This window comes from Blochmannia endosymbiont of Camponotus modoc (genome assembly GCF_023585785.1).
Classification (GTDB): Bacteria; Pseudomonadota; Gammaproteobacteria; order Enterobacterales; family Enterobacteriaceae; genus Blochmanniella.
On sequence record NZ_CP097765.1, the window covers coordinates 694,745 to 707,783 of the forward strand.

Here is a 13,039-nt window from a genome sequence, read left to right on the forward strand (position 1 = left end):
AGAGAAAACAGAATACGCAAGTTACATTTAATTTTTATAAAATACGATTAATTAGTCGATCAAATCTAATTTTATGTATTCTATAAAGTAATTGTCCTATTTTTGTAGGATAATCAGATATATGTTGTAATGATGTATAATGCGCTATATAACTCGTATGCATACGAATCATATTTAATTCTTTATTTCTTTGATGAAATAACAATTTACATGGGTCATGAACAAGTAAAGCATTCTCTAAATCAAATCTTACAGATCTAGGATTTAAATTATTTCCAGTAATCAACTGCCATTCATCATCTACCCAAATACCCTTAACATGATACCCGTTATTACCTTCTTTCCACATCCGTACTAATAATCGTTTATTATCAACATATTTTTGCAACTTTTTTAAAAAATAACGTAAATTTAATTCATATAAATATGGTAAAGTACTAATTAGTGTGAATGGCTGATGTACAGGCACATAGAAATCATTAGCAATTTTATCTCCCACAATAATTTCTATATTTATTCCTTGACGTAACAAAGAAATCAAGGCACGTATTAATACAGTAGGCATATTAAAATAAGGTGTACACAATACAACTTGATTTCTTGCAGAATAAATTAAATGATAAATAGTTTTATTAAGAGCACTATTTTTACCTAAACCAACTAATGGTGAAATTGCTAATTCATTAAATGTAGCGTTACCTTGATAACGATAACAAACTCTTCGTAAATTACGACGCAACAAACGAATATTATTCTTACTGTTTTTTAGTTTTTTTAAAGAATTTCCATATCCCAAATTGTTAGTCACTTTTGCAGACAATAATTCTCTATCAATATAATTCAACATAACATCAGATAATTGCGGATTACGTATTATATGATATCGATCGTATCTATATTTAGTATTTATATGTAAATACTCATCATTTAAATTAGCACCACTATACAATATCTGATCGTCGATAATAAATCCTTTTAAATGAAGGACTCCTAAAGCTTCATTTACATGGATTGGTATTCCGCATATTGCAATCTCAGTGTTAGGATACTGTTTTATAATATCTGTATACCAATCAATATTTGTATATTTTTTAGAAGAACCGATACGGACTCTTCGTGCACGATGCCAATCCACTAAAATTCTAATTTTAATTTGAGGACGAAGTTTTTTAACATGAAGTAAAGCATCGATAATTTTTTTACCACCTTGATCATCATCTAGATACAATGTAACTAAACAAATATGATTGTTTGCCCTAGAAATAGCATGCAATAATGCGGTTCTAAATTCTTTAGGGCTGAATAAAATCTTAAAATAATCTACTTTTTGAATAATTTTAGGCAATTCTCTAAGAAATCTTTGATGATCATCATATTTATTCAATTCATTATATTTTCTTTTTTTTATCATAACAAATAAAAATATCTTGTCTTAATTTTAGAAGATACATTACAAAATATAATAATCATACATAATACGAATAATTCAATAAATCAACTCGAATATCATATGCGCATAGAAAGAAAGTGAATGCCATAATATCTAAAATTTTTTAAAAATCCTTTTTATAAAAACTGAATTATTACGAATGATGCTAATATTTTATTATTCACAATATACACATTAAATACATACTTCATCTAGATGAAAACTTTAATAATACAGTACACCATAATATTTCTTAAATAAATCAATTATAAAATAATAGTAAACCGTAATAAATTTCAATAGAAAACTATATATGAAGTATATCGTATGTATTACAAACAATAAATAAGTTAAATACGCTATTTATAATTAAACATTATTAAACATAATAAATATACCTGAAAAATATCCTATACATATCTTCAAAAACACAATAAATTAGTAAATTACTTCTTTAAAAAAAATTAGTGTTCTATCGTGTTAGAAAACATATTAATTAATACAACACCAATAATAATTAAAGCAATACCAATAACAGCTAAACTATCCAATTTTTGATCATAAAATACATATCCTGCTGCAGTAATAAACACAATGCCAAGTCCAGCCCAACAGGAATATGCAATACCCATCGGTATTGTTTGCAATACTAGAGATAACAATACAAAAGAGAGTGTATAACCAATTACTACTACAATAGCAGGATATAATTTACTAAATCCTTCAGATGCTTTTAAGTAAGAGGTAGCAATAACCTCGGAAAGAATAGCAATAAATAAATATAAATAATCCATAATATTTTATTCTTCATTCTTTAAAACTTTTTAATTGCATACAATAGATATTCTTGTATTGAATAAAATTCTTTTATGAAAAAATCTTTTCTTTTATGAAAAAGAATAAACGAGAAATAAACATGATCTCATTAGAGAAATTTTTGAGTGGTGATCAAATAAAATAGAATTTTTATTGATCTAATAAATAAGCTATAACCAAAACTTCAAACCATTCCAAAACATAAAAACCCCTGTAAATTTCATCATCCTGCATCATTCAATTTTTTTCTATTTTCTATTTTATTTGATCTTTAAATCATGGTGGAGCTGGCGGGACTCGAACCCGCGTCCAGAATTCTTTTTATTCTTAGTAACCTACATGCTTAGGTCTTGAATTACATTTAATTGGTGTAGATATATCAAGACCAATCACTAACCAACTAACTTTTTAGTTACTTAACGCTCAGCCAAAAGCAAGCATTTACGCGCACTCTTATTTATATGACCTCTCTATTTATTTTAATATCTAAGAGTAAATATTGAAATGAGAGGGAATCTTCAGAAGTTTAATCTGATTTAAGCTGCTAAAGCAACAGATTCTTTATATGTAGTATTATTTGCATTTATTTTTTGAGGCTTTTTACGAGGCCTGCCTCACCTCGGCATGCACTTTAAATAATAAGATACTCCGTCGAATCCAAAATCAGCCCCATTCTAACATTGAAAGCGATTATATCATCGAAATATTATATATGCAAAACAATTATTATTTCATATATTTTAAGATACGTATTTTTTCTTTCTTCCATTTATGCATATGTATTATATTTCTTTTGTCGTATTTTTTCTTACCTTTAGCAATTCCGATGTTCACTTTAATCCAAGAATTTTTCCAATACAAATCCAAAATAATTGCAGTATAACCTTTTTGATTAATTTTTTCCATTAAAAATGATAATTCATTTTTTTTTAATAACAACTTACGCACACGAACGGAATTGTGAGTTTCATTATAAAGTTGAGTTACATTTGATTGAAATATAGAATTACAAATATACGCTTCCTTGTTATAAAAAGATACGTAACTATTATTAATAGTTACCATATTAGAACGCGCAGATTTTACTTCCCATCCTAATAATGAAATTCCAGATTCAATTTTTTTTTCAATAAAATATTCATGATATGCATGTTTATTTTGCGTAATTTTCTTTAAAATTAACTGATTCATAATAATTTTTTTTAAAATATTATTTTTTTATTACTAAAAACCATTATATTAATATGCATGTAATATTCAAACCCATTCAAAACAGGATTGATATGGCTTACATCAAATATTTTGTCTCAGTACCGTATAGTGTAGAGCAAATGTTTAATTTGGTAAATGATATTAACTCTTATACTAAATTTCTTCCTGGATGCAATGTAAGTAAAATTTTAGAACAAAATAATAACGAATTAATTGCTGAAATGAATATAGTTTCTAATGGAATCGTTAGGTCATTGGTTACTCATAATTTTTTTATAAACAATAAAAGTATCTCAATGCTTTTAGTAAGAGGACCATTCAAATCATTTTATGGATATTGGGAATTTATTCCTATTACTTCTGCTGTCAGTAGAATTGAATATTTTTCTCATTATGAATTTAAATCAATATTTATCGAAAAAATTTTTAATCATATTTTTAAAACTAAATATAAAAACATAATTACAGCATTCATTTCCAGAGCTCATATAATATACGGTACATATCACGCGTTATAACATAAAAACACGTAGGGGTATTATTATCTTTTGTTCATAGTTACCAAAGTATCATGAGCATCAAATTTTAACATTAAAATTTGATGCTCCGATATTTTATTGCCACTACGATAATAAAAAATATAATACCATATATTTGGGTTTAAAAAACCTTCTAATGTCGGATCTCCGATATTAGAAGATATTTCCAGTTTTGTCATTCCAAGACGAATCTTTTTAATATCATATTCATTTAAATAATTGCCTTGTTGAATATCAGAAGATCGAGGCATATATTGCAGCATAGTACAACTCACGCTACATACCAGCATTGTAAAAAAAATACTGGTATGTAACATTCTAAAAAATACTTTCAAATACATAATTTTCTGATCAATCTATTTTTCAAATACAATATAAAATATATACTCATACAATTATTGTTTAATTACACCTATGATCTTTTTGTTGTAATTACCAATACGATATTATTTTTTCATTTCAGCAATATTTTGTGACCAACCAAGCTTAATATTTAACGTCTTAAAATAGTTATAATTATTAGGATGAATCAAATCAAGATAATGATTACTACGTTGAATAAAGATTTCTTCTTCTTTGCATACTAAAACAGGAGTGTGATTATCATAACCTATTTTCAATTCAGATGTTATTTTAGAAAATTTCAGGCAAATCATACTTTTACTATTAATCACAACTGGCCGAGATGACAAAGTATGAGGGCATATTGGTACTAATAAAATAGCATCTACTGTAGGACTAAGAATAGGTCCTCCAGCAGATAAAGCATATGCGGTTGATCCAGTTGGAGTAGAAATAATTAAACCATCAGATCTCTGTGAAAAAATAAAATCATCATCAATATATAACTCAAATTCAATCATATGTCTAATTGTATTTGTATGTAAAATAACTTCATTAATAGCACTACCTAATCTGATTAGATTATTATAGCGTTGTACTGTTACATCTAATAAAAAACGTTTTTCGTTAATAAAATGACCTGATAAAACATCAGATAACTCCACTAGTGCTGAATTGGGATCTAAATCAGTAAGAAAACCAAGAGTTCCACGATTGATCCCAATAACTTTAATATCGTGCTGTGCTAGAATATTCGCAGCTCTTAACATATTGCCATCTCCACCTATAACTATAGCTAAATCTGCGTAATTTCCTATATCATTTAAATCACCTACAACTGCTTTTTGTACATTTAATAAACTAGCAGCATGATGTTCGATGATGACTGTAATCCCTTTACTATATAACCAATGATATAAAATATCATATGTATGTACAGCTTTCGGATAACGAGAATACCCGATAATACCAATAGTACGAAAAATAGAAGAAGTCATATTATTATTGAATCCTTTCTGTTTTTGTTATAACTTTATTCATAATAAATTGATGTCTTGAATACCTGTTATTCATCCTTATAATAACTGAATTATAAAACATATAATCAGTAAACGGAGGAGAAAATTCATGATAGATGATAATGTAAAAAACAATATCGATGAAAGTACATTACAGAATGAAAAAATAGAAAAAGAGGAACTGTTAGAATCTGTTTCGACAGTAGATAATGTTATTGATCCTAAAAATGATCAAATCATTAAATTACAAATAAAATTAGCACAACTTCAAGAACACGAACGTAATACGGTATTACGTCTTACAGCTGAAATAGAAAACATCCGTCGGCGTAACACCCAAGAAATAGAAAAAATCCACAAATTTGGATTAGAACGATTTATCTTTGAATTATTACCAGTAATTGATAATTTAGAACGTACAATGAATATTTCAGATAATTCTAATACTTTATTATCTGCTATAATAGAAGGTATTGAATTAACATTAAAATCTTTTTTAGACACTGTGCACAAGTTTGGATTAAAATCTATATATGAAATTAACGTGCCATTTAATCCTGAAATACATCAAGCAATATCTATAATAGAATCTGAAGACCATAAACCAAATCAAGTATTAACAATGATTCAAAAAGGATACATTTTGAATGGAAGATTAATTCGACCTGCTATGGTCACAGTATCACAATCCAAATGACGGACTATTATGTTTTTTAAAATGTTATAAATAAAAAACAGTACTCATTGTATATTTACAAGTTTCATGTACCTTTTCATGAAATAACAACGTGTTGTATTTTTTTTATCTAATTAATATGATCATACTTCACATAAAATTTTCCATAAATAATATAATTATATTTATTCAATTAATTTAAATTAAAATTTAATAATTGAATTCATTAAATATACAGATTTTTTTTAAAAATATTATAAATTATTAATATATCATTGTTGATTTATTACAATAAATCAACAATGATATCAAAAGTACAAAAGATAAAACAACTAAATTTACATGAAAAGAAGTTATCTTCCATAACATATTTTTAACTTATATTAGTTTTTAGTTAACTATTTTAGGTTGCCAATTAATAATCTGTTTATTTTGTTGCATTAATAATATATTAACCTTATAAAAATGATGACATCCTAAAAATCCACGTCGAGCTGATATAGGTGAAGGATGTGACGCAGTTAAAACATAATGTTTTTTATGGTTAATGATGTTACCTTTTTTTTGAGCATACTTTCCCCATAGTAAAAATATAATTTTTTCCTTATACGTGTTCAGCATACATATTATTTTGTCTGTAAATCGTTCCCATCCAATATCAGCATGAGAACAACTTCTTCCTTCCTCAACAGTTAAAATACTATTAAGCAGTAACACCCCTTCTTGCGCCCAACTCTGCAAACAACCGTGTTCTGGTATTATAAAATTGGGCATATCAGATACAAGCTCTTTATAAATATTCCTTAAAGAGGGAGGAGGCAAAACACCAGGCAATACAGAAAAGGCAAATCCATGTGCTTGATTAGGTCCGTGATAAGGATCCTGACCTATGATAACAACTTTTATAGATTCAAAACTAGTAAAACGAAATGCGTTAAAAACATCCTTTTTTTTAGGATAAATCGTAATACCTTTTTTTTTACGTTCCTCTATGGTAAACAATATATTCTGAAAGTACGGCAATGTTTTTTCTTTTGATAACAAACACTGCCAAGTTAATTCTTGAGACATAGTCTATTTCCGTATTATTATTATGTAATCGTACAAATAAAATTTTCGCTTATCATTGATGTTTTTCATTTATCACTAAAAAATTTACGTATTTAAATACATATAATTTATTTGTAATTTTTTAATTTTAGCACTAAAAATTATAATAAACAGTTAATATCGAAAATTATAATAAATTTTTTACCATACTATATTATATAGTCTAATAATGAAGTATATCCAATGTCTGAATAGGTAACTGCACATACTTGCGAATAATTTTTCAAAACATCGTAAATATTCTTATACAATCATTTTCATATACATCTATAATATCTTATTATTACACTAATTAATCGCTATTTTTATACTAACTATATTTATTTTGTTTGCATTCGACTAATATTAATCATGATAAAATATATACGTAATTTTTCTATTATTGCGCATATTGATCACGGAAAATCAACATTATCTGATCGGTTGATTCAGACTTGCGGTGGATTAAACGAACGCGAAATGACATCCCAAGTATTAGATTCCATGGAGTTAGAAAGAGAACGTGGTATTACTATAAAATCACAAAATGTGACACTCAATTATACGTCTAAAAACGGCCAGCCTTATCAACTGAATCTTATTGACACGCCTGGTCATGTTGATTTTTCTTATGAAGTTTCTCGATCTTTAGCAGCATGTGAAGGTGCCTTATTAATAGTAGACGTTACTCAAGGAGTAGAAGCGCAAACTGTGGCCAATTATCGAATTGCTAAAGAAATGAATTTAAAAATTATTGTGGCATTAAATAAAATTGATTTATCAACAGCAGATCCTAATCGAGTATCTCAAGAAATTAAAAACATCATTGGTATCGACGTAAATAATGCAATACAATGTTCAGCTAAAACTGGTTCTGGCATACCAGAATTAATAGAGTGTTTAATTCATGATATTCCTCATCCTCAAGGAGATCCATGCGCTCCTCTGCAAGCACTAATTATAGATTCTTGGTTTAATAAATATTTAGGTGTTGTATCGTTAATATGTATTAAAAATGGCAAATTATATAAAGGTGATGTATTGAAATCAATGAATACAGGGCAAAAATATACTGTTGATCAAATAGGTATCTTCACTCCAAAACAAGTAAAACGAGAAATATTAGATTGTGGAGAAGTAGGTTGGTTAGTCTGTGCTAACAAAAATATCATAAAAACCCCTGTAGGAGATACATTCACTCTGTCAACTCGTCCCGCAAAAAAAGCATGTCATGGTTTTAAAAAACTTCAACCTTATGTTTATGCGGGATTATTTCCTATAGGTTCTAAAAATCAAAAAATCTTTCGTGACGCTTTATACAAACTTAGTTTAAATGATTCTTCTCTATTTTATGAGCCAGAAAGATCAGAATTTTTAGGTTTAGGATTTCGTTGTGGGTTTCTTGGATTGTTACATTTAGATATAATCCAGGAAAGATTAAGACGTGAATATTCACTTGATTTACTTGTTACAGCTCCAATGGTAATATATGAAATATTAACCATTGACAATCGAATAATGTATGTAGATAGTCCATCAAAATTGCTTTCTTTAACTAGAATTAAAGAAATACGTGAACCTATTGTTTTATGTAACATATTGCTTCCAAAAAAGTATCTTGGAGAGATTATTTCTTTATGCATTAAAAAAAGAGGTACTCAAATTGACATAATATATCATGGTGCTCAAATTACATTAACTTACGAATTGCCTATGTCTGAAATAATATTGAATTTTTTTGATCAAATAAAATCAGCATCTCATGGATATGCTTCATTTGAATATAAATTCATTCGTTTTCAGATATCGAATATAGTATGCATAGAAATATTAATTAATAAAAAACGTATTGATGCATTAACGGTAATTACGAATCAAGAACAATCTATATATCATGGCCGTCTATTAGTTAATAAATTACAAAAATTAATCCCAAGACAACAATTCGATATTGTGATTCAAGCAACTATTGGTAAGAGAATAATATCACGTGATATTGTAAAACAACTGCGGAAAAATGTTTTAGCAAAATGTCATGGAGGCGATGTAACTCGAAAGAAAAAATTGTTATATAATCAAAAAGAAGGAAAAAAACGCATGAAACAAATAGGCAATGTTAATTTACCACATACCGTATTTCTAGCAATCTTTGATGTCAATAACAATAAAAAATAACTAAAGGATTTTATTTATATGATTAACGCATTTTCTTTAATCTTAGTAATTATTACGGGAATATCAGGTATTTTCTGGAGTATAAAAAAATTATATACATTAATGTATAATCGTGATCAACATAAAAAAATATTCCTTCAAAAATCAACCAATACTTATCAACAATCAAAAAATGCTTATTCATTGATAATTTCATATTGTTCAATAATTTCTGAATTTATGTCCTCAATTTTTCCGATATTATTATTAGTATTTATAATACGATCATTTGTTTTTGAACCATTCCGAATACCTTCTGGATCCATGATGCCTACTTTGTTAATAGGAGATTTTATTTTAGTAAAAAAATTCATATATGGCATTAAAAATCCTATTACTCAAAAAACATTAATTAATACTGGATATCCAAAACGCGGAGATATAATAGTATTTAAGTATCCTAAAAATACCGAACTAAACTATATTAAACGAGTAATTGGAGAGCCAGGAGACAAAGTAATCTATAACATTATTACTAAACAATTAATAATATATGCGAATTATGTTAATAATGCTGCATGCATACAACCATTACCCATTGTTTATAGCAATGTTGTTCCTAGTAATTTTATTCAAGTATTTGATAATGACGTAGACGGAAAGGTTAATTCTTCATTTATTCAAATAGGACCGCATCAAAAAGGTCCTCATGGAATTCGACTTATTCAAACCACAGAATCATTCAGTGGAATAGAACACAATATCTTAACAATGATACCACCTGGTGATCAAAACTTAATAAAAATGTATGATCAACATACAAAACACTTAATATCTGAGTGGTTAGTGCCCGCAGGTGAGTATTTTGTAATGGGAGATAATAGGGATAACAGCGCAGATAGTCGTTATTGGGGATTTGTTCCTGAACGCAATATAATAGGAAAAGCAATAATAATTTGGATGAATATCAAAAAACAACAAGAAGGGATATGGCCAATTAGTATCCAATTCCATAGAATTGGTAATATACAATAAGATGTTTATATTCTCTAATCATAGATTAGAATTATTGTATTACATTTTTTGTAATTAATCTGGTTAAAATTGATTATAAAAAATTTTTTTCCATTAACATTGTAAGAATATACAACCCATAAATATTATGTTAGTTAATACATTGCAAGAAAAACTTGGTTATATTTTTAATCGATATGACTTATTATTACAAGCACTAACTCATAGAAGTTCTAGCAATCGACACAATGAAAGACTAGAATTTTTGGGCGACGCTATATTAAACTATGTAATAGCTAACCTATTATATCATAGGTTTCCTCATATTAGCGAAGGAGATATGAGTAGAATGCGTGCAAATTTGGTACGCGAAAATACATTAGCAACACTAGCACGAGAATTTAATTTAGGAGATTATCTACAATTAGGACAAGGAGAACTAAAAAGCGGGGGATATCAACGTGAATCCATTTTAGCTAATACAATAGAAGCGTTGATAGGCGGTATATTTTTAGATAGTAATATTCAAACTATTGAAATATTAATTATTAATTGGTATAAAATTCGTATAGATCACATGGATCCTTATGCTTATGATAAACAAAAAGATCCAAAAACTCGTCTGCAAGAATATATGCAACATCGTCGTTTGCCGTTACCTGTATATTGGATTAATCAAATAATTGGAGAGGCGCACAATCAAATATTTACGATAAATTGTCAAGTTAGTGAATTAACACAACCGATTATTGGATGCGGTTCTAGTCGGCGTAGAGCTGAACAAAATGCAGCAAAAAAAGTTTTAGAAATACTAGAGAAGAACATAACCAAAACATATGATCTGATCACGTGATCATTGATCGAAAATCGCGTAATATATTAAGATCTTAAACAAAATCCCCTCATGTTATTAAGCTTATTCAATAAATAAGTATACAATTGTTAACAGGTATGTTTACTATTTTAAAACAATAACTTCACAAATTCAAAAATCAAATTAATTAATTTATTTCATTAATTACATTTTTGAACAAAAATCATCTCAAAAGAATTGTTAAGTCTAATTATATATTACACATATATAAACAAACGTTCTTTGTCGATCTATTTTATAGAGATATTTTTATTTTGTTGTAATTTCAATACTGCTATATTCATATTATTTGAATCGACACAAATAATTTCAAAGCTGACAATATCAATATTTTCAGTATTCTGTGGAAGTTTAATATCAATAATATTTATATGAATAAAAATCTACATCGTATAATAGTATATTCTTATAAAATGAAATTTATATATCTTCGCATAGTCCATTCAACCATTAAAGAATTATATGTAAAAATTGTAATTTTGAACTAGAAATAACTATTTGTTATCAACATTATATTTTAATAGATCAACAGTACGGCATAATGTAATTTAAATTAAATAGAAACAACAAAAAATACATTTAAAAAGAAATATATATAATTTATATTTATATTCGATAACTATCAAATAACTATATTTAAGGCATACATATAATGTCAAATTTATTATTAGGTGTAAATATTGATCATATTGCAACATTACGTAATGCAAGAAATACTATATATCCTGATCCTATATATGCTGCATTCATTGCAGAACAGTCAGGAGCAGATAGTATTACTATACATTTAAGAGAAGATCGTCGTCACATTACCGATCGAGATGTCGAAATGTTACGTAAAACTATACAAACATCTATGAACTTAGAAATAGCAGCAACAGATGAAATGATTAATATCGCATGTACATTAAAACCACATTGTTGTTGTTTAGTACCTGAAAAGCGTCAAGAACTTACAACTGAAGGTGGTTTAGATGTAATTAATAAAGCAAATAAATTACAAGATATAATATTTAAACTTACTGAAGCTGGAATTAGAGTTTCATTATTTATTGATCCTAATGAACAACAAATTAGTGTTGCATATAATATAGGTGCTCCTTATATAGAACTACATACCGGAATGTATTCTCATGCTACAGATGCAACAACTCAAAACTTAGAATATAAACGTATTAAAAAAAGTGTGCAATATGCTGTAAATAATGGTTTAAAAGTTAATGCTGGACATGGTCTTAATTATTATAACGTACGACCTATTGCGATGTTACCAGGAATACAAGAATTAAATATAGGACATTCTATAATTAGCCGATCAATATTTTGTGGATTATCTAAAGCTATTCAAGATATGAAGAAATTAATACAAGACTCAAGAAGAGGTTAATAGTGATTCACGGAATCGGCATAGATATCGTTGATATTAGGAAAATAAAAAAAATAATAACACATAGCGGAGATAAGTTAGCTACACGTATACTTAGTAAATCAGAATGGAAAATATATAAAAATAAAAAGCATCCTGTGCATTTCTTAGCAAAACGTTTCGCTGCAAAAGAAGCGGTAGCTAAAGCATTTGGCACTGGAATAAGCCAAGGAGTAACATTTAATCAAATTGAAATATTTAACGATAAACTAGGAAAACCAATGCTACATTTATTCTCATGTACAGCTCTATTAGCTAATAAATTATCATTAAAAAAAATGCATATTACTTTATCTGATACCAATTCGTATGCATGTGCGTTTGTTATATTGGAACGATAAAAAATAAGATATCAATATTAATGATCTTGTAATTAAAAAAATTATTTTTATGTTTTGTCGTAACACAGAATGAGTATCTCAATATGCATTTCAGAATGATTTTATTAA

13 protein-coding genes and 1 other RNA gene are annotated in these 13,039 nt (G+C 27.3%); 7 read left to right on the forward strand and 7 right to left on the reverse strand.

The window, feature by feature from the left end:
• Positions 1-34: 34 nt before the first annotated feature.
• The 4 genes from pssA to smpB form a co-directional block, all read right to left on the reverse strand.
• Complete coding sequence (gene pssA / locus M9396_RS02915; protein ID WP_250256629.1) at positions 35-1,411, reverse strand: CDP-diacylglycerol--serine O-phosphatidyltransferase; 1,377 nt, start codon at positions 1,409-1,411, stop codon at positions 35-37.
• Between the two features lie 482 nt (positions 1,412-1,893).
• The gene (locus tag M9396_RS02920) at positions 1,894-2,223 is read right to left on the reverse strand and encodes a DMT family transporter (RefSeq protein ID WP_250241490.1); all 330 of its coding nucleotides are present in this window, start codon (positions 2,221-2,223) and stop codon (positions 1,894-1,896) included.
• 301 nt (positions 2,224-2,524) lie between these two features.
• Positions 2,525-2,916: a transfer-messenger RNA gene (gene ssrA / locus M9396_RS02925) on the reverse strand.
• Between the two features lie 55 nt (positions 2,917-2,971).
• Positions 2,972-3,436, reverse strand: coding sequence for an SsrA-binding protein SmpB (smpB, locus tag M9396_RS02930; RefSeq protein WP_250241488.1), 465 nt, complete (start codon positions 3,434-3,436; stop codon positions 2,972-2,974).
• A gap of 92 nt (positions 3,437-3,528) precedes the next feature.
• Between smpB and M9396_RS02935 the strand changes: the two genes are divergently transcribed.
• Positions 3,529-3,975 carry a type II toxin-antitoxin system RatA family toxin gene (locus M9396_RS02935; protein ID WP_250256630.1) on the forward strand — a complete coding sequence of 149 codons (447 nt, stop codon included), beginning with the start codon at positions 3,529-3,531 and terminating at the stop codon, positions 3,973-3,975.
• A 23-nt stretch (positions 3,976-3,998) separates the two neighbouring features.
• Here the strand turns inward: M9396_RS02935 and M9396_RS02940 are convergent, their stop codons facing one another.
• Positions 3,999-4,259 carry an outer membrane protein assembly factor BamE gene (locus tag M9396_RS02940; RefSeq protein WP_250256631.1) on the reverse strand — a complete coding sequence of 87 codons (261 nt, stop codon included), beginning with the start codon at positions 4,257-4,259 and terminating at the stop codon, positions 3,999-4,001.
• Positions 4,260-4,442: 183 nt separating this feature from the next.
• On the reverse strand, positions 4,443-5,336 hold the full coding sequence (gene nadK, locus M9396_RS02945) for an NAD(+) kinase (protein WP_250241482.1): 894 nt from the start codon (positions 5,334-5,336) through the stop codon (positions 4,443-4,445).
• A 130-nt stretch (positions 5,337-5,466) separates the two neighbouring features.
• Here nadK and grpE point away from each other — a divergent pair, with 130 nt between their 5' ends.
• Positions 5,467-6,054 carry a nucleotide exchange factor GrpE gene (gene grpE / locus M9396_RS02950; protein WP_250256632.1) on the forward strand — a complete coding sequence of 196 codons (588 nt, stop codon included), beginning with the start codon at positions 5,467-5,469 and terminating at the stop codon, positions 6,052-6,054.
• Between the two features lie 369 nt (positions 6,055-6,423).
• Here the strand turns inward: grpE and ung are convergent, their stop codons facing one another.
• Positions 6,424-7,104, reverse strand: a complete 681-nt coding sequence (ung, locus tag M9396_RS02955) for a uracil-DNA glycosylase (protein ID WP_250256633.1) — start codon at positions 7,102-7,104, stop codon at positions 6,424-6,426.
• Between the two features lie 390 nt (positions 7,105-7,494).
• On the opposite strand from ung, the gene lepA reads away from it, so the two are divergent.
• The 5 genes from lepA (at position 7,495) to acpS (ending at position 12,931) form a co-directional block, all read left to right on the forward strand.
• Positions 7,495-9,297 (forward strand): translation elongation factor 4, encoded by a 1,803-nt coding sequence (gene lepA / locus M9396_RS02960; protein ID WP_250256634.1) that lies wholly within the window; start codon positions 7,495-7,497, stop codon positions 9,295-9,297.
• A gap of 18 nt (positions 9,298-9,315) precedes the next feature.
• Positions 9,316-10,311, forward strand: a complete 996-nt coding sequence (gene lepB / locus M9396_RS02965; protein WP_250256635.1) for a signal peptidase I — start codon at positions 9,316-9,318, stop codon at positions 10,309-10,311.
• A gap of 118 nt (positions 10,312-10,429) precedes the next feature.
• Complete coding sequence (gene rnc, locus M9396_RS02970; RefSeq protein WP_250242474.1) at positions 10,430-11,143, forward strand: ribonuclease III; 714 nt, start codon at positions 10,430-10,432, stop codon at positions 11,141-11,143.
• A gap of 673 nt (positions 11,144-11,816) precedes the next feature.
• Entirely contained in the window at positions 11,817-12,551 is a 735-nt protein-coding gene (pdxJ, locus tag M9396_RS02975; protein WP_250241468.1) for a pyridoxine 5'-phosphate synthase, read from the forward strand.
• Positions 12,551-12,931, forward strand: a complete 381-nt coding sequence (gene acpS / locus M9396_RS02980; RefSeq protein ID WP_250242472.1) for a holo-ACP synthase — start codon at positions 12,551-12,553, stop codon at positions 12,929-12,931. Before pdxJ ends, acpS begins: the two co-directional genes overlap by 1 nt.
• The last annotated feature ends 108 nt before the right edge of the window (positions 12,932-13,039 follow it).

Coding starts and splice junctions, on each gene's coding strand:
- M9396_RS02940 (WP_250256631.1), bottom strand. CDS start 4,259: ATGCTGCAATATATGCCTCGATCTTCTGATATTCAACAAGGCAATTAT.
- grpE (WP_250256632.1), top strand. CDS start 5,467: ATGATAGATGATAATGTAAAAAACAATATCGATGAAAGTACATTACAG.
- lepA (WP_250256634.1), top strand. CDS start 7,495: ATGATAAAATATATACGTAATTTTTCTATTATTGCGCATATTGATCAC.
- lepB (WP_250256635.1), top strand. CDS start 9,316: ATGATTAACGCATTTTCTTTAATCTTAGTAATTATTACGGGAATATCA.
- ung (WP_250256633.1), bottom strand. CDS start 7,104: ATGTCTCAAGAATTAACTTGGCAGTGTTTGTTATCAAAAGAAAAAACA.
- smpB (WP_250241488.1), bottom strand. CDS start 3,436: ATGAATCAGTTAATTTTAAAGAAAATTACGCAAAATAAACATGCATAT.
- pssA (WP_250256629.1), bottom strand. CDS start 1,411: ATGATAAAAAAAAGAAAATATAATGAATTGAATAAATATGATGATCAT.
- nadK (WP_250241482.1), bottom strand. CDS start 5,336: ATGACTTCTTCTATTTTTCGTACTATTGGTATTATCGGGTATTCTCGT.
- M9396_RS02935 (WP_250256630.1), top strand. CDS start 3,529: ATGGCTTACATCAAATATTTTGTCTCAGTACCGTATAGTGTAGAGCAA.
- pdxJ (WP_250241468.1), top strand. CDS start 11,817: ATGTCAAATTTATTATTAGGTGTAAATATTGATCATATTGCAACATTA.
- M9396_RS02920 (WP_250241490.1), bottom strand. CDS start 2,223: ATGGATTATTTATATTTATTTATTGCTATTCTTTCCGAGGTTATTGCT.